General features: G+C 76.4%; 15 protein-coding genes. 9 read left to right on the top strand and 6 right to left on the bottom strand.

The annotated features are described in order from the left end of the window. Nucleotides 1–214 precede the first annotated feature (214 nt). The 3 genes from ACF053_RS30220 to ACF053_RS04965 all read left to right on the top strand — a co-directional run bounded on the left by ACF053_RS30220 (nucleotide 215) and on the right by ACF053_RS04965 (nucleotide 4,728). Nucleotides 215–2,371 carry a protein phosphatase 2C domain-containing protein gene (locus tag ACF053_RS30220; RefSeq protein WP_449336525.1) on the top strand — a complete coding sequence of 719 codons (2,157 nt, stop codon included), beginning with the start codon at nucleotides 215–217 and terminating at the stop codon, nucleotides 2,369–2,371. A 27-nt stretch (nucleotides 2,372–2,398) separates the two neighbouring features. Beyond that, a complete protein-coding gene (locus ACF053_RS04970; RefSeq protein ID WP_391952517.1) occupies nucleotides 2,399–4,141 on the top strand; it encodes a pyruvate dehydrogenase in 1,743 nt (580 codons plus the stop codon). A 167-nt stretch (nucleotides 4,142–4,308) separates the two neighbouring features. Next, nucleotides 4,309–4,728 carry an ATP-binding protein gene (locus tag ACF053_RS04965; RefSeq protein WP_391952516.1) on the top strand — a complete coding sequence of 140 codons (420 nt, stop codon included), beginning with the start codon at nucleotides 4,309–4,311 and terminating at the stop codon, nucleotides 4,726–4,728. Between the two features lie 88 nt (nucleotides 4,729–4,816). Here the strand turns inward: ACF053_RS04965 and ACF053_RS04960 are convergent, their stop codons facing one another. Then, nucleotides 4,817–5,878: a DUF2637 domain-containing protein gene (locus ACF053_RS04960; RefSeq protein ID WP_391952515.1), complete on the bottom strand. Its 1,062-nt coding sequence runs from the start codon at nucleotides 5,876–5,878 to the stop codon at nucleotides 4,817–4,819. Between the two features lie 279 nt (nucleotides 5,879–6,157). On the opposite strand from ACF053_RS04960, the gene ACF053_RS04955 reads away from it, so the two are divergent. Beyond that, entirely contained in the window at nucleotides 6,158–7,114 is a 957-nt protein-coding gene (locus ACF053_RS04955; RefSeq protein WP_391952514.1) for a carbohydrate kinase family protein, read from the top strand. A gap of 249 nt (nucleotides 7,115–7,363) precedes the next feature. Here ACF053_RS04955 and ACF053_RS04950 read toward each other — a convergent pair whose 3' ends face one another. Beyond that, nucleotides 7,364–8,215, bottom strand: coding sequence for a (2Fe-2S)-binding protein (locus ACF053_RS04950; RefSeq protein WP_391952513.1), 852 nt, complete (start codon nucleotides 8,213–8,215; stop codon nucleotides 7,364–7,366). Nucleotides 8,216–8,366: 151 nt separating this feature from the next. On the opposite strand from ACF053_RS04950, the gene ACF053_RS04945 reads away from it, so the two are divergent. Together ACF053_RS04945 and ACF053_RS04940 are read left to right on the top strand one after the other, a co-directional pair. Beyond that, the gene (locus ACF053_RS04945) at nucleotides 8,367–9,281 is read left to right on the top strand and encodes a GntR family transcriptional regulator (RefSeq protein WP_391952512.1); all 915 of its coding nucleotides are present in this window, start codon (nucleotides 8,367–8,369) and stop codon (nucleotides 9,279–9,281) included. A gap of 13 nt (nucleotides 9,282–9,294) precedes the next feature. After that, nucleotides 9,295–10,395, top strand: coding sequence for a hypothetical protein (locus tag ACF053_RS04940; protein ID WP_391952511.1), 1,101 nt, complete (start codon nucleotides 9,295–9,297; stop codon nucleotides 10,393–10,395). A gap of 341 nt (nucleotides 10,396–10,736) precedes the next feature. Here the strand turns inward: ACF053_RS04940 and ACF053_RS04935 are convergent, their stop codons facing one another. From ACF053_RS04935 to ACF053_RS04920, 4 genes are all read right to left on the bottom strand, one after another. Next, nucleotides 10,737–11,141 (bottom strand): ChaB family protein, encoded by a 405-nt coding sequence (locus ACF053_RS04935; RefSeq protein ID WP_391952510.1) that lies wholly within the window; start codon nucleotides 11,139–11,141, stop codon nucleotides 10,737–10,739. A gap of 130 nt (nucleotides 11,142–11,271) precedes the next feature. Continuing rightward, nucleotides 11,272–12,783 (bottom strand): hypothetical protein, encoded by a 1,512-nt coding sequence (locus ACF053_RS04930; RefSeq protein ID WP_391952509.1) that lies wholly within the window; start codon nucleotides 12,781–12,783, stop codon nucleotides 11,272–11,274. A 204-nt stretch (nucleotides 12,784–12,987) separates the two neighbouring features. Further along, nucleotides 12,988–13,749 (bottom strand): hypothetical protein, encoded by a 762-nt coding sequence (locus ACF053_RS04925; RefSeq protein ID WP_391952508.1) that lies wholly within the window; start codon nucleotides 13,747–13,749, stop codon nucleotides 12,988–12,990. Between the two features lie 281 nt (nucleotides 13,750–14,030). Beyond that, nucleotides 14,031–15,914, bottom strand: coding sequence for a PucR family transcriptional regulator (locus ACF053_RS04920; protein ID WP_391952507.1), 1,884 nt, complete (start codon nucleotides 15,912–15,914; stop codon nucleotides 14,031–14,033). A gap of 376 nt (nucleotides 15,915–16,290) precedes the next feature. Here ACF053_RS04920 and ACF053_RS04915 point away from each other — a divergent pair, with 376 nt between their 5' ends. From ACF053_RS04915 to pucD, 3 genes are read left to right on the top strand one after another with little or no spacing between them, the layout of a single operon-like run. Beyond that, nucleotides 16,291–17,181, top strand: a complete 891-nt coding sequence (locus tag ACF053_RS04915; RefSeq protein WP_391952506.1) for an FAD binding domain-containing protein — start codon at nucleotides 16,291–16,293, stop codon at nucleotides 17,179–17,181. Between the two features lie 3 nt (nucleotides 17,182–17,184). Next, nucleotides 17,185–17,775, top strand: coding sequence for a (2Fe-2S)-binding protein (locus tag ACF053_RS04910; RefSeq protein WP_391952505.1), 591 nt, complete (start codon nucleotides 17,185–17,187; stop codon nucleotides 17,773–17,775). A gap of 5 nt (nucleotides 17,776–17,780) precedes the next feature. Beyond that, nucleotides 17,781–20,198, top strand: a complete 2,418-nt coding sequence (gene pucD, locus ACF053_RS04905) for a xanthine dehydrogenase subunit D (protein ID WP_391952504.1) — start codon at nucleotides 17,781–17,783, stop codon at nucleotides 20,196–20,198. The last annotated feature ends 13 nt before the right edge of the window (nucleotides 20,199–20,211 follow it).

Here is a 20,211-nt window from a genome sequence, read left to right as displayed (position 1 = left end):
CAGGGTGGCGCCACCGCGGGCGTCCGCAGGACCGTGGTCCGCGCGTACGGCGTCGTGCCGCACGACTCTGCGCGCGACGAGCGCCGGCCACGCGGGCCCGCCGGGGGCCCTCCCGCATTGGGGAGGGAGGGCGCCCCGGCGGGCCCCTTCGCGCCTGCCCCTTTTTTGGCGAAGCACCGTTTTCGGGCGGGCCCCGCTGTGGACAATGAGGGACATGAACCCACAGGGGGAGAGGCCCGCCGCGGACGACGACTGGTGGGACCGGCTGTACGACGACCCGGCCCAGGATCCGGCTGCGGCCCCGGACGCGGGCCCCGCGGTGTCGGGCGACAGCCTCGACGACCGGTACCACTCCGCCTCCGACGCGCTCGCCCCACGGCCCGGGTCGGGTCCCGCGCCGGGGGCGGGCCCGGCGCCCGGGTCCGGCACCCCGCAGGCGTCGGGCCCGGCGGAGCCGCCGCTCCCCGCGTCTGCGCCGGCCGCCCCCGGCCCGCGGGTTCCCGAGCCCTCCCCGGGCCCGCGCGCCTCCGCCGGCCGCCCGCCGCTCCGGCCCCCGGCCGCCCCGGCGGTGGAACAGGCACCCCCACCGGAACCCGGGCCCGCCCCCCGTACCCCACCGAACCCCGGTTCGGCCCCCCGCACGACGCCGGACCGCCCCGCGCCCGCCCCTGCCGCCGAGCCTCCGGAGGGCACCCGGCGCCCCGCCCCTACCCCGCCGGACCGCCCACCCGCCGACCCACCCGCCGAGCTTCCGGCGGACGCCCCGCACGACGCGGGCCCCGCCCACGAGGATCCACACCGCGCGTCCGCCGGGCCGCCCGGCCAGGGCCCCGCCGCCCCCACCCCACCCGCACCCGCCGCCCCGCCCGTGCCTGCCGCGCCGCCTCAGCAGGGCCCCGCAGCCCCTGTGCCGCCCGCGCCCGCCGCCCCGCCCAGCCAGGACGCCGCGCCGCGCGGTCAGGGTTCGGCCGCTGCGCCCCTCACTCCCGCCGCGCCGCCCCGGCAGGACGCCACCGCCACCGCCCCTCCTGCTCCCACCGCCCCTACCGTCCCCGCCGTCCCGCGCATTCAGGGCCCCGCGACACCTGCTCCCACCGCCCCATCCGCGCCCACCGCCCCATCTGCGCCCGCCGCCCCATCCGCGCCTGCCGCGCCGCGCGGTCGGGGTTCGGCCGCCCCTGCGCCCCCCGCACCCCCTGCGCCCCCCGCACCCGCCGCCCCGCCCGCACCCGCCGCCCCGCCCGTGCCGGCCGTTCCGCCCGGCCAAGGCCCCGCCGCTTCGCACGTGTCGCAGCCGCGCGACGGCGTTCCCGTCGCGCCCCGTGCCTCCCTCGTCCCCGCCCACCTCGGTGGCGGACCGCCCGGCCACGACCCCGAGCCCACCTCGCTGCCCCAGGCCCGCGGGCACGGGCTGGACGAGCTGGTCCACGACACCGTGCTGGACGGGGCCCGGTACGGCACGAGCATCCTCCGCGCGGTCTCCAGCCGCGGGGACGCGGCGCGCCACCGCGGCGAACCGCGGCGCGACGCGCTGCTGACCGCCCGCTTCGGCACCGGCGACGACACGCTCCTGCTGCTCGCCGTCGCCACCGGCACCCGGGCCGGCGAAGGCTCCCATCCGGCCGCCGGGGACGCCTGCCGCTGGATCGGCGAGGCCGTCGGCCGCAGCCACGCCCGGCTCGCCCGGGACATCGGCGCCGGGCGCCGCGACGACCTCAAGTCGGGGTTGCACCGCCTCACCGACCGCGCCTGCGGCAGACTCCGCGCCCGCGCCGCCGACCTCGGCGTCGAGCCGGAGGCGTACACCGCCGACCTGCGCTGCCTGCTGCTGACCGCCGACCCCGCCTGCCGTACGCGGGTCTTCTTCGGCGTCGGCGCCGGCGGTCTGTTCCGGCTGCGCGACGGCGCCTGGCAGGACCTGGAGCCGCCGCTGCGCGAGCCGGCGGCCGTCGGCGGCGAGCCCGTGGCCGGCTTCGGCTCCCCGCCCCCCGCCGCAGGCGGCGGGTCCGGTGCGCCGGGCGACCGGCTGACCCTGCGGCTCGGCGTGACGCCGCACCCCGGCGCCCCGGACGTCGTCGAGGGCCCTCTCCCCGCCCCCGGCCGGGAGGATCCCCGTCCCGGCGCGCCCGCGCCGCCCGCCGTGCCGTTCCGCTTCCGCGCCTCCGTCGCGCGCCCGGGCGACACCCTGCTGCTCGCGACCACCGGGCTCGCCGAGCCGCTGCGCCGCGAAACGGCGTTCGCCGCCGAGCTGGCCGCCCGCTGGGGCCCCCGCGAGCGGCCGCCGGGCCTCGCGGCCTTCCTCGCCGACACCCGGCTGGGGGTGGAGGGGTACGCCGATGACCGTACGGCGGTGGCCGTCTGGGAGGCGTGAGCGCGCCGACCGTGCGTGGATGGTGCCATGGGCAGACAGAACGTGGCGGAGCACTACGTCGACACCCTGGTGCGCGCCGGGGTCCAGCGGATCTACGGAGTCGTCGGCGACAGCCTCAACCCCGTCGTGGACGCCGTGCGGCGCACCCGCGGCATCGAGTGGATCCAGGTGCGGCACGAGGAGAGCGCCGCCTTCGCGGCCGGCGCCGAGGCGCAGGTGACCGGCTCCCTCGCCGCCTGCGCCGGCTCCTGCGGCCCCGGCAACCTCCACCTCATCAACGGCCTGTACGACGCGCACCGCTCCATGGCCCCCGTCCTCGCCCTCGCCTCGCACATCCCGTCGAGCGAGATCGGCCTGGAGTACTTCCAGGAGACCCACCCCGACCAGCTGTTCCAGCGGTGCAGCCACTACTGCGAGATGATCTCCAACCCGCAGCAGACGCCCCGGCTGCTGCGGACCGCGATCCAGCACGCCGTCGGCCGCGGCGGCGTCAGCGTGGTGACCCTCCCCGGCGACGTCGCCGCCCGTCCCGCCCCGGAGGAGGCGGCGGTGCACGACCTCGTCACCGCGCGCCCCAGTGTGCGCCCCGGCGACGCCGAGATCGACGCGCTGGTCCGCATGGTCGACGCCGCCGACCGGATCACCCTCTTCTGCGGCAGCGGCACGGCGGGTGCCCACGCGGAGGTCATGCGGTTCGCCGAGCGCGTCAAGGCCCCCGTGGGCCACGCCCTGCGCGGCAAGGAGTGGATCCAGTACGACAACCCGTTCGACGTCGGCATGAGCGGACTGCTCGGCTACGGCGCCGCCTACGAGGCCACCCACGAGTGCGACCTGCTCATCCTGCTGGGCACCGACTTCCCGTACAACGCCTTCCTCCCCGACGACGTACGGATCGTCCAGGTCGACGTGCGGCCCGAGCGGCTCGGCCGCCGCTCCCGCCTCGACCTCGGCGTGTGGGGCGACGTCCGTGAGACCCTGCGCTGCCTCGTGCCCCGGGTGCGCCCCCGCACGGACCGGCGTTTCCTCGACAAGATGCTGAAGAAGCACGCCGACGCGCTGGAGGGCGTCGTCCGCGCGTACACCCGCAAGGTGGAGAAGCACACCCCCATCCACCCCGAGTACGTGGCGTCCGTCCTGGACGACCTCGCCGACGACGACGCGGTCTTCACCGTCGACACCGGCATGTGCAACGTCTGGGCGGCCCGCTACCTCACGCCCAACGGGCGCCGCCGGATCATCGGCTCCTTCAGTCACGGTTCCATGGCCAACGCCCTGCCGCAGGCCATCGGCGCGCAGTTCACCGACCGCGCCCGCCAGGTCGTGGCCATGTCCGGCGACGGCGGCTTCTCCATGCTGATGGGCGACTTCCTCACCCTGGTCCAGTACGACCTGCCGGTGAAGGTGGTCCTCTTCGACAACTCCTCGCTCGGCATGGTGGAGCTGGAGATGCTGGTGGCCGGGATGCCGTCGCACGGCACGACCAACCACAACCCGGACTTCGCCGCGGTCGCCCGGGCCGCCGGCGCGTACGGGGTGCGCGTGGAGAAGCCGAAACAGCTCGCGGGCGCCCTCAAGGACGCGTTCCGGCACAAGGGTCCCGCGCTGGTCGACGTGGTGACGGACCCCAACGCCCTGTCGATCCCGCCGAAGATCCGCGCCGACATGGTGACCGGCTTCGCCCTGTCCGCCAGCAAGATCGTGCTCGACGGAGGTGTGGGCCGGATGCTCCAGATGGCCCGATCCAACGTGCGGAACCTCCCGCGACCTTGACGCCCCGCCGTGCCTCACTGCTCCCCTCCGTGCGCCTGTCCGTCCGGGCTTCGCACGCGTGACTGTCGGAGCAGGGGGGCATGGATCCCGTGAGCCTGTTCGAGGAGAAGGGCCGACAACGTGTGCGGGTGGGGGATATGAGTGGGCTTCAGGCAGGGGTCGGACCCATGGTGGACGGGCGTGACCGCGTACCCGGGGGGACACAGCTGAGGCGGCACGTCGGCGTCGGCGACCTCACGGCGGTGGCCGGCGTACGGCGTGGGCTGCGGGAGCTGCTGCGCCACCGGATCGCCCCGGAGCCGGCGCACACGGCGGAGCTCCTCACGAGCGAGCTGGTGACGAACGCGCTGATCCACACCGGGCACGGGGCGGTCGTCACGGCGACGCTCGGCCGGACGGCGCTGCGCGTGGAGGTGCGGGACTTCGTCCCCGACCTGCCCGACCCGTACGTCCCGGCCTCCGACGACGGCACGAACGGCAGGGGGCTGCTGCTGGTGCAGGCGCTCGCCGACGCGTGGGGCGTACGGGCGCAGGGCGTCGGCAAGGTGGTGTGGTTCGAGCTGACGGACGTGAAACCGCCCGCGTGAGCCGCGGCGCGCCGGGGGGCCGTCCGTGGACGCGGACGGGCCCCCGGCGGCGGATGGAGTCCGTCGCGGACCGAGCGAGGCGGACGCCTCAGCCGAACTGCTGCTCCAGGCTCTTCAGTTTCTGTTCCAGCGAGTCGAGCCGGGGGATCGCCTGGGTGTCGTCCTCCGCCGTCAGGTCGACGGTGCGCGGCTCAGCTCCTTTCACCGCCTGGAGGGAGGGCCGGGAGCGCGGTGGCAGCTGTCCCGGCTCGGCTATGGCGGGCTCCGCGACGGACGCCCCGACGGCGGCCGGCGCGGAACCCTGCGCGGGGTTCAGGGCCGGTACGTCGACCTGGCGGCCGCCGCGGCCCAGCCCCCAGGCGCGGTGCTGACGGTTGAAGGCGCGCAGCCGCGCCCGGTCCAGCCTCTGCTGCTCGCGCCGGCGCCGGCGGTTCTCGTGCTTCTCCCGCCGGTCCTCGCGGACCTCCTCGACCGCTTCGTCCAGGGTGCGGACGCCCTCCAGGAGCATCAGCGACCAGGCGGCGAACGTCTCCCGGGGCGCCCGCAGCCAGCGGACGATCCGGATCTGCGGCAGCGGACGGGGCACCAGGCCCTGCTCGCGCAGGGCCGCCCGGCGGGTCTGCTTGAGCGCCCGGTCGAACAGCACCGCCGCCGACAGCGACATCCCCGCGAAGAACTGCGGGGCGCCGTCGTGGCCGAGCCCGCGCGGGGCGTGCACCCAGTTGAACCACGCGGCCGCCCCGGCGAAGAGCCACACCAGCAGCCGTGAGCCGAGCGCGGCGTCACCGTGGCTGGCCTCCCGCACGGCCAGGACCGAGCAGAACATGGCCGCGCCGTCGAGGCCGAACGGGACCAGGTACTCCCAGCCGCCCGAGAGGTTGAGGTTTTGCCGGCCGAAGCCGACGAGGCCGTGGAAGGAGAGCGCGGCGGCGACGGCCGCGCAGCAGAAGAGCAGGAGGTAGGAGGCGATGCCGTAGACGGCCTCCTTGCGCCGGCGGCGCTCCTCGCTGCGCTCCCAGGAGTCGTCGGCCGCGGCCTTGCCGCCGGCGGTGCGCCTGCCGCGCGCGAGCACCGCCACCGCCGCCACGGTGCCCGCGAGCATCACACCGCCCGGGAGCAGCCAGTCCAGCGATATGTCGGTCAGTCTCATGCGGTGTCCCTCGCATCGCAGTGGTGCGTGTCGGTGCGCCATCTTGGCCGACCCGCGGGGCGCGTCACGAGGTTTCGGGACAAGAGAACGCCATCGGGGCCCCTGGGGGGTCGAATGAGGGCAATCCGGTCGAACTCTCGTTCTGGCTCACCGGGTTGTGTTCGGGCTACTCCACCCGGGCGAGTGGCGTGGAACGCGTCACCCCCGCGGAACGCATCCGGGCGACCGGTGTGATGCTGGTACCCGCAGTGGCCGGTCCGGCCGTCGAGGGTGGAGATCATGACCAGTCAGCCCATCACCGTGCTCGGCGAGTGCGTCGCCGACGCCTTCACCGACCCCGGCCCTGCCGCCGGCCCCGGAGGGCTCTCCCTGCGGGTGCTGCCGGGCGGCGGGCCCGCCAACACGGCGGTCGCCCTCGCCCGCCTCGGCACGCCGGCCCGCTTCGTGGGCAGGCTCTCGGGCGACGTCTTCGGCACCCTCTTCCGCGAGCGCCTCGCGGCCTCGGGCGTCGACCTGACGCAGTGCGTGACCGCCCCCGAACCGAGCACCCTGGCCGTCGCGGACCTGGACGTCCACGGCCGGGCGACGTACTCCTTCTTCGCCGAGGGTGCCGCCGACTGGCAGTGGACCGCCGCCGAGCTCGCCGCCGTGGAGCCGGCCGGGACGGTCTGCGTGCACACCGGCTCCCTCGCCCTGGTCCGGGCACCGGGCGGACGCCGCGTCGAGGAGTTCCTGGCGGTGGCCCGGCGGTACGCCACGGTCTGCGTCGACCCCAACGTCCGTCCGCTGCTGGTGGAACCGGCCGTCTACCGCGAGCGGATGGACCACTGGTGCGCGCTCGCCGACATCCTGCGCCTCAGCGAGGACGACCTCGGCGCCCTCCTGCCGGGCGTGGCGCCCGAGGACGCCTGCGACACCTGGCACGCCGCCGGGGCCCGGCTGGTGGTGGTCACGCGCGGGCCGCGCGGCGCCCTGGTCTCGCTCGACGGAGAGCGCCTCACCGTCCCGGCACCGCCCGCCGACGTCGTGGACACCGTCGGCGCCGGCGACGCGTTCACGGCCGGACTGCTGCACGCGCTGGCGGGGCTCGGCCGGCTCGGCGGCCGACTGGACGGACTGACGCTCGACGAGACCGCCGCCTGCTGCGCGTACGCGGCGCTCGTCGCCGCCCGCACCTGCGCGGTGCCCGGTGCGGACCCGCCGTGGGGGGACGAACTGCCGCGCCCGCCGGAGTGACCCGGGACCCGGGCACGGGGGCCGGCCCCCGGCCGGTACGGGGCGGGGGCGGGGGCGTGGTGGTGCGGCGCGGGGCGTGGGCGCGGGCGTGTCGGTGGGGCGCGGGCCCGGGCGGGGCGTGGGGCGCGGGGCGTCCGGCGGAGGGTGCCGGAGCGCCTGGGGAGGGGGCGGCAGGAGGTACGGGTCAGGCGGTGGCGGCGGGCGGAGCGTGCCAGGGGGGCCGTCGGACGGAGGCCGGCTGGGCGCGCGTCAGGCGGTGGCGGCGGTCAGGCGGCGCACCCGGTCGGCGTCGCAGGTGCGCGGGCACGTGACGCAGGTGTCCTCGGGGCGCAGCGTGTAGAAGAGGCAGCAGCTCGCCCGGTCGCGGGTGGGCAGCGCCCGGCCGTCGGGAGCGGACAGCTCGCGGAAGCCGGCCGGACCCACGTACGGCTTGGCCGTGCCCGGCAGCAGCAGCTCCAGCTCGGCCATGGCGCGCGGTTCCTCCCCGAGCAGCCCGGCGACGTACCACAGGCCCTCGACGACCTCGTCCGTCGCCATGCCCCACAGGGCCCGTCCGCGGCGCCGCATCCGCGGTCCGAAGCCGTCGAGCACCGGGCCGATGTGCTCGGCCACCGCCGCCCGCACCTCGGCGCGCAGCGCCTCCTCGTCGGCCACGACGCGGGCACCCGGGAGGCCCGCCGCCGGGTCGTCCGGCAGGCACGCGAACTCCCGCACCCGCACGGCCATCCGGCCCATGGCCCGCTGGAACGCCACGTCGCCGACGGGCACGCGCGGCACCCGGCGGTGCAGGAACCACGGGACCGTCACCAGCAGACAGGCGGGCCAGGCGTACCGGTGCAGACCGAAGCTCGCGACGACGTCCGGGCGCGCCTGCGTGCCGTAGTCGCGCAGCACCTGCGCGGCGTCCCAGGAGAGGAAGGCGTCGAGGGCGGGGCCGCCGGAGGCCAACTCGTCCGCGCCGACCCATCCCTCGCCGCGCGGCGTCGCCTCGTCCTCGCCCAGTTCGCGCACGCGCAGCCCGGGGAAGACCTCGGCGAGGCGGGTGTACGACTCCGCGACCGGTGACGCGGGGACGGAAGGCAGCAGTGTGGGGAGGGACATGCAGGACCACCGAATCGCGATCGTTTGCAGGTTAGCCTTACCTTACCCGATCTGATCGATGTGTGCCCCGCCGCCCCGTGCGCCTATCGTGCACAGCGGGCCCCCGCACCGCGAGCGGGGCCACACACGCGCGGCGGACAGGAGGACCCGAGTGGAGCAGGGCAGGGCCCGGGGGGCCGCGGAGCACCCCGAGCGGTGGCCGCGCACCACCGGCCGCGTTCCGGAGCAGGCCCGCGGGGAGCACACCCACGGAACGCACCCGCAAGACGCGCACCCGCAGGACGCCGATCCGCACGACGCGCACCCGCAGGACGCCGATCCGCGGGACGCGCAGCCGCAGGACGCGCATCCGGGCGACGCGCGCCCGCAGGACGCCCATCCCCACGACCGGCCCGCGCCGGCCGGGACCACGGCCGGAGGCCCCGCCCCCGGTGCGTCCCGCCTCGTCCAGCGCCACTCCGTGCGCGGCCAGGTCCTCGACGCGCTGCGCGCCGCGCTCGTCGGGGGCGAACTCGCCCCCGGCGTGGTCTACTCGGCGCCCGCGCTCGGCCTGCGCCTCGGCGTCTCCGCCACGCCCGTCCGCGAGGCGATGCAGCAACTCGCCGTCGAAGGCGCCGTGGAGGTCGTCCCCAACCGGGGCTTCCGCGTCGTCGAGCGAACCCCGCGCGAACTGCGCGAGCTCGCCGAGGTCCGCGCCCTGATCGAGGTACCGGTCATGCTGCGGCTCGCCCGCACGCTGCCCGCCGAGGGCTGGGCGCAGCTGCGCCCCCTCGCCGAGGCGACGGCGGCCGCCGCGGCCCACGGCGACCTCGCCACGTACGCGGAGGCCGACCGCGCCTTCCACCGCGCGCTGCTCGGTCTCGCCGGCAACGAACAGCTCGTCGCGGTCGCCGACGACCTGCACCGGCGCTCGCAGTGGCCGCTCGTCAGCCCGCCCGCCACCCGCCGCGCCGATCTCGTCGCGGACGCGGCCGAGCACGGTGCCCTGCTGGACGCGCTCGCCGCCGGGGACCTGACGGTGGTCGAGTCCCTGGTCAGGGAGCACTTCACGGGCTCCGGGAACTGAGGGCGGCGAAACGGTGCGCGCCACGGTATGGACCGTCGCCAACGCCCTCGGCGTGGTCGCGGGGACGCCCGGGGAACTCCTCACCGCGCTCCTCGCCGGACCGCGCCGCCGCCCCGACCGCGTCGCGCTGCCCGCGGACGTGCCCGGCCTGCCGGAACTGGCGGCCGACCTGCGCGCCGTCGGCCGCGTCGAGGTGACCGTGGCGGGCCCGGTATCGGGGGGTGCGCCCGACGAGCAGCCGCGCCTCGCCGATCCGGCCGCGGTCTGCGCCGCCGACCCCGTACGGGTCACCCGGGCGTACGAGACCGAGTCCGCGGCCCACGGCGGGCTGCGCGCGGCCTGGCTCCGTGCCGGCCAGGCCCTCGTCCGGGACGGCCAGACGCCCGCCACCCGGGCGCTCACCCTCCTGGCCGCGCTGCCCGACGACGCCGACCCGCGGCTCCGCCCCGCCCTGGCCGCCCTGGCCGCGGACGCGCCCTGGTCGGTGACGGAGTCCCGGGACACCGGGACCGGGGCGCTGACGGTGTGGGCGGGCCGCCTGGTCGAAGCCGACGACCCCCGGTGCAGGGCTGTGGCGTGCCTCGACGACGGCACCGTGCTGACGCTCGACGAGCGGGGCCGCCTCCGTACCACCGGTTCGGCCGTGCCGCGCCTGGTCGAGGCGGTGGCCGCCACCCTCGCGACGCACCCGGCGACGGCGCTCGCCGCCGCGGGCGACGCGGTCCTCACGGGGGACCGCATGGGCTCCGTCCACGCCTTCACCCTGGGCGGCCTCCACCAGGCGTCCCTGCACGCGGGGCGGGTCACCGCCCTGGCGGCGGCCGGGCCCCGCGTCTACAGCGGGGGCGACGACGGCACGGTCCTCGCCTGGCGGCCCGGCGCCGGGGACGGCGTCCCGGTGGCCCGGCGTCCCCACCCGGTGGTGGCCCTGCACGCCGGGCCGCGCACCCTCGCGGTCGCCTGGGCGGACGGCCTGGTGGAGCTGCGCGACCCGCGCACGCGCCGCGTCCGCCCCTTCCGCCCGGGGCCGGCCGTGCACGCGGTGGCCGTCTGCCCGGACGGCTCCCTGACGATCGCCACCGACACCACCACGGTCCGCCTGCACCCCACCTGACCCACCACCCCGCGCGGCCCCGCCCCGACCGGCACGCCCCACCCACGACTCCAGCCGCCCCGGCCCGCACCCGACGCTCCCGGCCCGCGCTGGACCGCTCTCGTCCCGAGCGCGGCCGTTCGGGCCCCGGCAGCGCCCGCCCGACCGCTCCCCGCCCGCGCACTGGACCATTCCCGGCCTGGACCTGCGCCTGCGCCTGCGTACCGGACAGCTCCCGACCCGACCCGACCCCGTTCCCGGCCTCCGCGCAGCCCGCCCGACCGCTCCCGGCCCGCGCACCCCACGCTCCCCGGCCCGCGCGCGGCCGACGCCGGCCCGTCGGCGGGCCCGGCCCGGCCCGGTCAGTGCTCGCGCGCCTGCCGCGTGCGGGTCCGGTTCTCCTTGCGCAGCGCCTGGGCCAGCTCCGCCTTCGACATCCGCGACCGGCCCTCGACGTCCATGCGCCGGGCCAGTTCGTACAGGTGCCGCTTCGAGGCGTTCTCGTCCACGCCCTCGCCGCTGCGGGCCGGCCGGTCGCGCGGGGCCTCGGCGCGCGGATCGGAGGGGCCCTTGCGGCCCTTCTCCTTCTCCTCCCAGTGGTCGCCCACCTTCTCGTACGCGTGCTTCAGCGCGCTGAACGCGACGCGGTGGGCCCGCTCGCCCTCGCCGTACTGATCCACGGCCGAGTCGTGCGCCGCGATCCAGGTCCGCTGCGCGCCCTCCGGGGACCGCTCCAGCGTCGACGGCAGTTCCTCACGCCCTGGCATGGCGCCCTCACCTCCGGAACTCCTGCGGCCGGGACGCCCCCCGTGTGCCCCTCTCGGACCCCCCGAAACGCCGCCCCGCCCCGAGCGGGAACGGGGCGCGCGGGGCCGCCGGAATCGCCGGCCGGGGCCGTCAGTCGGCCGGGATCGCCGCCGCCACGCGGCCCGCGCCGGGGAAGAGCAGCCGGGCGAGGGGGCGGTCGTCCCACTCCTCCGCCCGGTGGAAGCAGACGTCGCCGGGGAAGGGCGCGTCCCGCAGGTCCGCCGCGTGCGTGCCCGCCGGCAGCTCCGCCAGCGCGGCCAGCAGCGGGTCGTCCGACCCGGCGAACTCGTCCACCGGCGCCGGGCGCGCCCACGGTTCGCCGGTGTTCGGGGAGAAGCAGCGGGTGGCCTGCCGGACCGCCCGCCCGAAGTCGCCGCCGGCGGCCGCCTCGCGCGCGTACCGGGCCACCGTCAGCAGCAGGTGCGGCAGGGACTCGGCGAGCACCGTCGCCTCCGGCTCCTCGCGCAGCTCCCGCGGCCCGGCCGGTATCGACACCACGTACCCCCACGCACCCGTCGCGGCGTCCAACCGCACCTGGACGAGCGCCTCGTGGCGTCCCTGCCGGGCGAGCGCCACCGGCCAGTAGGTGCCGTCGCCGCCCATCATGCGGTGCGCCTCGGGGGCGACCTGGTGCTCCGCTACGCCCGGCAGCAGCCGCAGCGGCGGCGCGCCCTCCACGAGGACACCGCCGATCTCCCGCAGCACGGTCCGGACGTCCTCGGGGACGGGTACGGGCCAGGCGTCCATGGCGCGGTCGGAACAGCCGGGCTCCAGCCGTACGCGGTCGGGCAGTTCCGCGGCGAGCGCCCGCAGTTCGGCGACGGCCCGTCGCGGCGCGTCGTCCGGGACCCGGTGGCGGGTGACGGGACGGTCCAGGAAGTCACCGCTGACGTCGCTGCGGACCAGCAGCGCGCGGCCGCCTCCGACGAGCCGCAGCACGGTCTCGCTCGCGCCCGTGTCGGCCGTGGCGCCGCCGAGCGAGTAGTACGGCTCCCAGCGCACCGCGCAGGGGTACCGGGGCAGGGCGCGCAGGTCCACGAGGTCGGTGAGCGCGTGCCCGCGCCCGGCGAGGGCGGCCAGTTCCGCGTCGTCGCCCTCGGCGACCGCCACGCTCGGGACGGCGGGGACGGAGGCGGCCGGCCCCGGACGGGCGTCGAGCGTGGCCGGGCCGTCCGCGAGGAGGGCGGCCACGTCCAGCAGCCAGTGGGTGAACGTCGGTGCCTCGACGACCAGTTCGTACGCGTCGGACCGGCGGAGGAGGGAGACGACCGGGCCCCAGTCGGTGGGGTCCGCGCCGTCCGCGCCGACGCCCACGTGGAGGGTGCCCTCGCCGGCGGAGAAGCGGCCCAGTTCCCACAGGCCGCGCGACCGCGCCGGGCCCGGGCCGGGGCCGAAGCGGTACGGCTCCCCGCCGACCGTCATCCCGGCGGTCTCCCGCAGGACGGTCCGCACCGCCTCGGGAACGGGGACCGGCCGGTCGTCCGGCCCGGTGTCCGGGAGGCCGTCGTGGAGGGTGACCTCCCCTGGCCGGGCCGCCGCCAGGGACCGCAGGGCCGCCACGGCCCGCTCCGCCCGCTCCCGTGCCCGTTCGTCCTCCGCCATGTCCCGCCCCCGTGGTGCCGCCGCCGATACGCGCGTGATGATCGCCGCGGCGGCGGTCGTGTGTCCAGTCCGGGCGAGGGGCCGCGGCCGTGGAGGTGGTCGGAGCCGGGGGCTGGGCGGAGAGGGGCAGCAGGGGGGCGACGGTGGACGGGCGAAGGGCGGGGGCCGGGGCGGGCGGGCCGGGGGAGGGCGGCGGTGGGGTGGTCAGGCCGCCGGGTGCGGGGCGAACTGGGTCGCCAGCCAGGTCGGTACGCCGCCCAGGAGCCGGAACAGCCGCTGCGCCTCCGCCCGTAGACGACTCGCCTCCGGTTCCGGTTCGGCGTCGGCCAGGGCGGCCAGGGCCGGGGCCGTACCCACCAGGTAGCCCAGCTCCTCGCGCAGCCGCAGCGACTCGGCGAAGCCGTGCCGGGCCTCCGCCAACTCGCCCTCCCGCAGCGCGAGTCCGGCCAGGTGCCGCCAGGTGAACGCCAGCAGCAGCGTGTCGCCCTGCGCGGTCGCCGCGGCGTGCGCGCGCCGGTAGGCGGCGCGGGCGGCCTGCGGCGCGTCCGCCAGGTACTGGGCGAGCAGCCCGCGCCGGAAGTCCAGCAGCGCGCGCCGCGGTGAGGACGGCCCGAGCAGCGCCGCCGAGCGGCCGAGCGCCGCCCGCGCCTCGTCGGCCCGGTCCCGTACGCCGTGCAGGGTGGCGGCGTACGCGAGGTAGCCGCGCTCGCAGGCGGCGGCGCCGCGCTCCTCGTCGTCCTGGGCGACGGCCTCGGCGGCGCGCAGCGCGTCCTCCGCCTCCGCCCAGCCGGCCTCGGTGTAGAGGCACCGCTCGATCAGCAGGGAGGCCCGCTGGACCGCCACGGTCGGGTCGTCGGCCGCGGGGGTGAGCAGGGCCGCCGCGTCCCCCCAGCAGCCGCGGGAGCGCAGCCGCCATACCGCGGTCTGGAGCGGATCGTCGGCATCGGTCGTTCCGGAACCAGACATGGCGGTATGCGCCACGTTGCCCTCCCCGAGCGCACCATCGAGCTGTTGGGACGGACGCATCACAGCACGGAACCGCACACCCGGCCAAGGGGTCAGGTGAATTGATTCACAATCACCCGCCGGGCGCGACGTGGCGCGGACCGCCCGCCGGGGTGAGCGGCGCCGGGGCGCGGCGGGGCCGAGGGGCGGGGAGGGGTGGTGCGGCGGTGCGCCCCCACCCGGACAGCGATTCCCTCGAAAGAGTGGACCGCTCTCCAGGTGGGGCGCCCCGCCGTCCGCGCTCAGGACATCCGCAGCGCCAGGAAGAAGTCCAGCTTGTCCTCCAGGCGCGACAGGTCGCGTCCCGTCAGCTGCTCGATCCGGCCCACGCGGTACCGCAGCGTGTTCACGTGCAGGTGCAGCCGCGCCGCACAGCGCGTCCAGGAGCCGTCGCAGTCGAGGAACGCCTCCAGCGTCGGGATCAGCTCGGCCCGGTGGCGCCGGTCGTAGTCGCGCAGCGGGTCCAGGAGACGCGCCGTGAACGCCCGGCGCACGTCGTCCGGGACGAACGGCAGCAGCAGGACGTGCGAGGCCAGCTCGTGGTGGCCGGCCGCGCAGACCCGTCCGGGACGCGCCGCCGCGACCCGGCGGGCGTGCCGGGCCTCCTCCAGCGCGCCGCGCAGTCCCTCCGCGGAGTGCACCGCGGCGCTGACGCCCAGCGTGAGCCGCCCGTCGTCGGCGAGGCCCGCCGACAGCGGCGTCCGTACGGCGGCCAGCAGCGTCTCGGCGTGCAGCCCGCGCCCGGCCCCGCCCGCGGCCGGGCGGCCCGCGCCGGAGCCGCCCGCGCGGGAGCCGCCGCCCGCCCCGGAGCCGGCCGTACCGCCCGCGGCCGGGCCGGCCGCCGGGCCGCCCGTGGCCGCGGTGTCCGAACCGCCCGAGGCCGCCCCGCCGTCGCCTCCCGCACCGGCACCCGCATCCGCCCGCACGCCGTCCTCGGCCTCCGCGTCGGGGTCCGCCGCGCCCGGCGCCACCGGGGCGACGGCGGGCAGCGGCACCAGCGCGACGGCCTCGTCACCCGAGTGGGCCACCGCGATGCGGTCGGCCGAGTCCGGTCCGCTCGTCGCCGGGTCGACGAGGATCTCCTCCAGCAGCGACTGGGCGACCGGGCCGGTCTCGACCGCGCCGTCCTCGCCCCACTCGACGCGGGCGACGACGACCTGCCAGTGCGGCGCGGCGCCGAGCCCCGGCAGCAGCACGGGCGCGGCGACCCGCAGCCGGGCGGCGATCTCCGCCGGGGCGGCGCCGGTCTGCACCAGCTCCAGGACCTCCTGGGCCAGCCGACGGCGGACCGTGCGCGCGGCGTCCCTGCGGTCGCGCTCCACGGCGATGAGCTGCGTGACGCCCTGGAGCAGGTCCAGCCGGGCGGCCGGCCAGTCGCCGGCGTCGGCCTCCACGGCCAGCAACCAGTCCGAGAGGACCGTCTCGCGGACGTCCCTGGCCGCCGGTGCGGCGCCCCGCCCGGTGTTGCGGATCGGGAAGAGCGAGTACGTCGACCCGCCCACCTGCGCCCGGTGCGGGCCGCGCCGGCCGGTGCGGGTCGCGGCCAGGTGCTCCCCGGCCAGTACCGCGCCGACCTCGGCGGGCAGCGGGGTGCCGGCGCCGGCGATCCGCCGCCCGGTGGGGGAGAGGACCCAGGCGCGCAGGTCCAGATCGGTGCCGAGCAGGTCGAGCACCACCTCGGGCCCGCCCCCGGCCGGGCCGGAGGTCATCAGCCGCCTGTGCCGATCGACGACCGCCGCCAGGTCCCCCGCGCGCTCGCCGGACACCTGTCGAACGACGTGCTCGGTGATGGTTGCGAAAGCAACCGATTCGTTCACTGCGAACAGGGGGAGGCGGTGGCGCAAACACGCCTGGACGAGGTCGTCCGGGATGGCGCCGAGCTCCGCCTCGCCGGCCGCGAGACCGGCGACCCCCGCCCCGGCGAGGAGCCGGACGAACGGCTCCGAGTCCGCCTCGTCGCGACGCCAGGCCAGGCCGGTGAGGACCAGCTCGCCGCCGGAGAGGTACCGGCTGGGGTCCCTCAGGTCCGTGGTCATCACGCCGCGCACGGTGCGGTCGAGCTCGTCCTCGCCGCTGAGCAGCCGCAAGCCCAGCGCCTCGGTCTCCAGCAGTGCGCGCAGCCGCATGTCGTCGCCGCCGATCCTTCTCGTGGTGTCTCGTTGTGGAGGGTGGGTCCTCGCCACCGTTTCCGGGGGGAAACGAAGAGGTTACTGATCCCCGCCTTTCGTTCGAATCTACAAGACCGGGGGTGCCGCCAGCCAACTCCTTCATGGTTTCGGTGACTGCACCGGGTGGAGCACCGCTGGGTGTACTGGGGCCACCACGCGTCAACAGCAGATGAACACCTCATCGAGGGCCGGCCGTCCCCGCGCCCCGGCGAACAGCCCCGATCACACCGATCCCGCCGATCCCGGCGCCCACGCACCACCGGCCCTCGGGCCCGGGCGGCGGGGTACCCGGAAAGAGCGCGGACCACGTCGTCACGAATGAAGAGAGCCACTCATGGACTTCCTTCGCCCCGCCAGCTGGGAGGAGGCGCTCGCCGCCAAGGCGGAGCACCCCACGGCTGTGCCCATCGCGGGTGGCACCGATGTCATGGTCGAGATCAACTTCGACCACCGACGGCCCGAGTACCTGCTGGACCTGAACCGCATCGAGCCGCTCCGTGAGTGGGAGGTCGGCGAGGAGAACGTCCGGCTGGGGGCCTCCGTCCCGTACACCCGGATCATGGAGCACCTGCGGGCCGAGCTGCCCGGCCTCGCCCTCGCCTCCCACACCGTCGCCTCGCCGCAGATCCGCAACCGCGGCGGCGTCGGCGGCAACCTCGGCACCGCGTCCCCCGCCGGGGACGCCCACCCGGCGCTGCTCGCCGCGGGCGCCGAGGTGGAGGTCGAGTCGGTGCGCGGCAGCCGGTTCATCCCCATCGACGAGTTCTACACGGGCGTCAAGCGCAACGCCCTGGAGCCCGACGAGCTCATCAAGACCGTCCACATCAAGAAGGCCGACGGCCCGCAGCAGTACTCCAAGGTGGGTACCCGCAACGCCATGGTGATCGCGGTCTGCGCCTTCGGCATCGCCCTCCACCCGGAGACCCGCACGGTGCGCACGGGCATCGGCTCCGCCGCGCCCACGCCGATCCGGGCGAGGGAGGCCGAGGAGTTCCTGAACGCCGCGCTCGAAGAGGGCGGCTTCTGGGACAACGGCAAGATCATCACCCCGTCGATCGCCCAGCAGTTCGCGCAGCTGGCCTCCGCCGCCTGCAACCCGATCGACGACGTCCGCGGCACCGCCAGGTACCGCCGCCACGCCGTCGGCATCATGGCCCGCCGCACCCTCGGCTGGACCTGGGAGCAGTACCGCGGCAGCGCCCGCACGCTGGAAGGAGCTGCATAACCCATGCGCGTCAACTTCACCGTCAACGGACGCCCGCAGCAGGCCGACGACGTCTGGGAGGGTGAGTCCCTCCTCTACGTCCTGCGCGAGCGCCTCGGCCTGCCGGGCTCCAAGAACGCCTGTGAGCAGGGCGAGTGCGGCTCCTGCACCGTCCGCCTCGACGGCGTCCCCGTCTGCTCCTGCCTCGTCGCCGCCGGCCAGGTCGAGGGCCGCGAGGTCGTCACCGTCGAGGGCCTCGCCGAGTACGCCAGGCAGCGTGCCGAGGGCGGCTGCGCCACCGGCGCCTGCGGCACGGGCCTGGACGACGCCAAGCAGTGGTCCGCCCGCGGCACCGACTCGCAGACCGGCGAGGGCGCCCCGCTCTCCCCGATCCAGCAGGCGTTCATCGACGCGGGCGCCGTGCAGTGCGGCTTCTGCACCCCGGGCCTGCTCGTCGCGGCCGACGAGATGCTGGAGAGCAACCCGTCGCCGACCGACGAGGACATCCGCGAGGCGCTCTCCGGCAACCTCTGCCGCTGCACCGGTTACGAGAAGATCCTGGACGCCGTCCGCCTCGCGGCCGCCCGCCAGGAACGTCAGGGAGAGGCGGTCTGACACCCATGACCACCGCGCAGAACACCCGGGCCGCGGCCACCCCCGCCGGCACGCCCACCAAGGTCACCCAGGGCGCCCAGGGCACCAAGGGCGGCATCGGCGAGTCCACCCTCCGTCCCGACGGCACCCTCAAGGTCACCGGCGAGTTCGCCTACTCCTCGGACATGTGGCACGAGGACATGCTGTGGGGCCAGCTCCTCCGCTCTCCCGTCGCCCACGCCGAGATCGTCTCCATCGACACCTCCGAGGCCCTCGCCCAGGCGGGCGTGTACGCCGTCCTCACCTACGACGACCTGCCGACCGAGGTGAAGAACTACGGCCTGGAGATCCAGGACACCCCCGTACTCGCCAACGGTGTCGTGCGCCACCACGGCGAGCCGGTCGCCGTCGTCGCCGCCGACCACCCGGAGACCGCGCGGCGCGCCGCCGCGAAGATCAAGGTCGAGTACCGGGAGCTGCCGGTCGTCACGGACGAGGCGTCCGCCCTCGCCCCCGGCGCGCCGATCCTGCACCCCGGCCGCGACGACCACCACTCCGGGCACGTCCCGCACCCCAACATCGTCCACCGCCAGCCGATCGTCCGCGGCGACGTCGAGGCGGCCCGCGCCCGGGCCGACGTGATCGTCGAGGGCGAGTACACCTTCGGCATGCAGGACCAGGCGTTCCTCGGCCCCGAGTCCGGCCTCGCCGTACCCGCCGAGGACGGCGGCGTCGACCTGTACATCGCCACCCAGTGGCTGCACTCCGACCTCCGCCAGATCGCCCCCGTCCTCGGCCTGCCCGAGGACAAGGTGCGCATGACACTCTCCGGCGTCGGCGGTGCCTTCGGCGGCCGCGAGGACCTGTCGATGCAGATCCACGCCTGCCTGCTGGCGCTGCGCACCGGCAAGCCGGTGAAGATCGTCTACAACCGGTTCGAGTCGTTCTTCGGCCACGTGCACCGCCACCCGGCGAAGCTGCACTACGAGCACGGGGCGACCAGGGACGGCAAGCTCACCCACATGAAGTGCCAGATCGTGCTGGACGGCGGCGCCTACGCCTCCGCCTCCCCGGCCGTCGTCGGCAACGCCGCGTCCCTCTCGGCCGGCCCCTACGTCATCGACGACGTCGACATCGAGTCGATCGCCCTCTACACCAACAACCCGCCCTGCGGCGCCATGCGCGGCTTCGGCGCGGTCCAGGCGTGCTTCGCCTACGAGGCGCAGATGGACAAGCTGGCCGCGAAGCTCGACATGGACCCCGTCGAGTTCCGCCGGCTCAACGCCATGGAGCAGGGCACGATCATGCCGACCGGCCAGCCGGTCGACTCCCCGGCGCCCGTCGCCGAGCTGCTGCGCCGCATCAAGGCCCGCCCGCTGCCGCCGGAGCGCCAGTGGGAGTCCACCGAGGGCGCCGACGTCCGCGCGCTGCCCGGCGGCCTGTCGAACACCACGCACGGCGAGGGCGTCGTCCGCGGCGTCGGCTACGCGGTCGGCATCAAGAACGTCGGCTTCTCCGAGGGCTTCGACGACTACTCCACCGCCCGGGTGCGCATGGAGGTCATCAACGGCGAGGCCGTCGCCACCGTGCACACCGCCATGGCGGAGGTCGGCCAGGGCGGCGTCACCGTCCACGCCCAGATCGCCCGCACGGAGCTCGGCGTCACCCAGGTGACCATCAACCCGGCCGACACCCGGGTCGGCTCCGCCGGTTCCACCTCCGCCTCCCGCCAGACGTACGTCACCGGCGGCGCGGTGAAGAACTCCTGCGAGCTGGTCCGCGAGAAGGTCCTGGAGATCGGCCGCCGCAAGCTCGGCACGTACCACCCCGCCTGGGCCACCGCCGAGCTGCTGCTCGAAGGCGGCAAGGTCGTCACCGACGGCGGTGAGGTCCTCGCCGACCTGGTCGACGTCCTGGAGGACGAGGTCGTCGAGATCGAGGCCGAGTGGCGTCACCGCCCGACCCAGCCGTTCGACCTGCGCACCGGCCAGGGCAACGGCCACGTCCAGTACTCGTTCGCCGCCCACCGCGCCGTCGTGGAGGTCGACACCGAGCTGGGCCTGGTCAAGGTCATCGAGCTGGCCTGCGCCCAGGACGTCGGCAAGGCCCTCAACCCGCTCTCCGTCGTCGGCCAGATCCAGGGCGGCACCACCCAGGGCCTGGGCATGGCGGTCATGGAGGAGATCGTCGTCGACCCGAAGACGGCGAAGGTGCGGAACCCCTCCTTCACGGACTACCTGATCCCCACCATCCTCGACACGCCGACCATCCCGGTCGACGTGCTCGAACTGGCCGACGAGCACGCCCCCTACGGGCTGCGCGGCATCGGCGAAGCCCCGACCCTGTCGTCCACGCCGGCCGTCCTCGCGGCGATCCGGAACGCGACGGGCCTGGAGCTGAACAGGACGCCGGTACGCCCCGAGCACCTCACCGGCACCGCGTAGCCCCTCCGGGCGG

The sequence above is a fragment of the Streptomyces kanasensis genome, from assembly GCF_043077165.1.
Taxonomy (GTDB): domain Bacteria; phylum Actinomycetota; class Actinomycetes; order Streptomycetales; family Streptomycetaceae; genus Streptomyces; species Streptomyces changanensis.
This window is presented reverse-complemented; position numbering and strand designations above follow the sequence as displayed.

Coding starts and splice junctions, on each gene's coding strand:
- ACF053_RS04915 (WP_391952506.1), top strand. CDS start 16,291: ATGGACTTCCTTCGCCCCGCCAGCTGGGAGGAGGCGCTCGCCGCCAAG.
- ACF053_RS04920 (WP_391952507.1), bottom strand. CDS start 15,914: ATGCGGCTGCGCGCACTGCTGGAGACCGAGGCGCTGGGCTTGCGGCTG.
- ACF053_RS04960 (WP_391952515.1), bottom strand. CDS start 5,878: ATGAGACTGACCGACATATCGCTGGACTGGCTGCTCCCGGGCGGTGTG.
- ACF053_RS04965 (WP_391952516.1), top strand. CDS start 4,309: ATGGTGGACGGGCGTGACCGCGTACCCGGGGGGACACAGCTGAGGCGG.
- ACF053_RS04955 (WP_391952514.1), top strand. CDS start 6,158: ATGACCAGTCAGCCCATCACCGTGCTCGGCGAGTGCGTCGCCGACGCC.
- pucD (WP_391952504.1), top strand. CDS start 17,781: ATGACCACCGCGCAGAACACCCGGGCCGCGGCCACCCCCGCCGGCACG.
- ACF053_RS04925 (WP_391952508.1), bottom strand. CDS start 13,749: ATGTCTGGTTCCGGAACGACCGATGCCGACGATCCGCTCCAGACCGCG.
- ACF053_RS04910 (WP_391952505.1), top strand. CDS start 17,185: ATGCGCGTCAACTTCACCGTCAACGGACGCCCGCAGCAGGCCGACGAC.
- ACF053_RS04950 (WP_391952513.1), bottom strand. CDS start 8,215: ATGTCCCTCCCCACACTGCTGCCTTCCGTCCCCGCGTCACCGGTCGCG.
- ACF053_RS04970 (WP_391952517.1), top strand. CDS start 2,399: ATGGGCAGACAGAACGTGGCGGAGCACTACGTCGACACCCTGGTGCGC.
- ACF053_RS04935 (WP_391952510.1), bottom strand. CDS start 11,141: ATGCCAGGGCGTGAGGAACTGCCGTCGACGCTGGAGCGGTCCCCGGAG.
- ACF053_RS30220 (WP_449336525.1), top strand. CDS start 215: ATGAACCCACAGGGGGAGAGGCCCGCCGCGGACGACGACTGGTGGGAC.
- ACF053_RS04930 (WP_391952509.1), bottom strand. CDS start 12,783: ATGGCGGAGGACGAACGGGCACGGGAGCGGGCGGAGCGGGCCGTGGCG.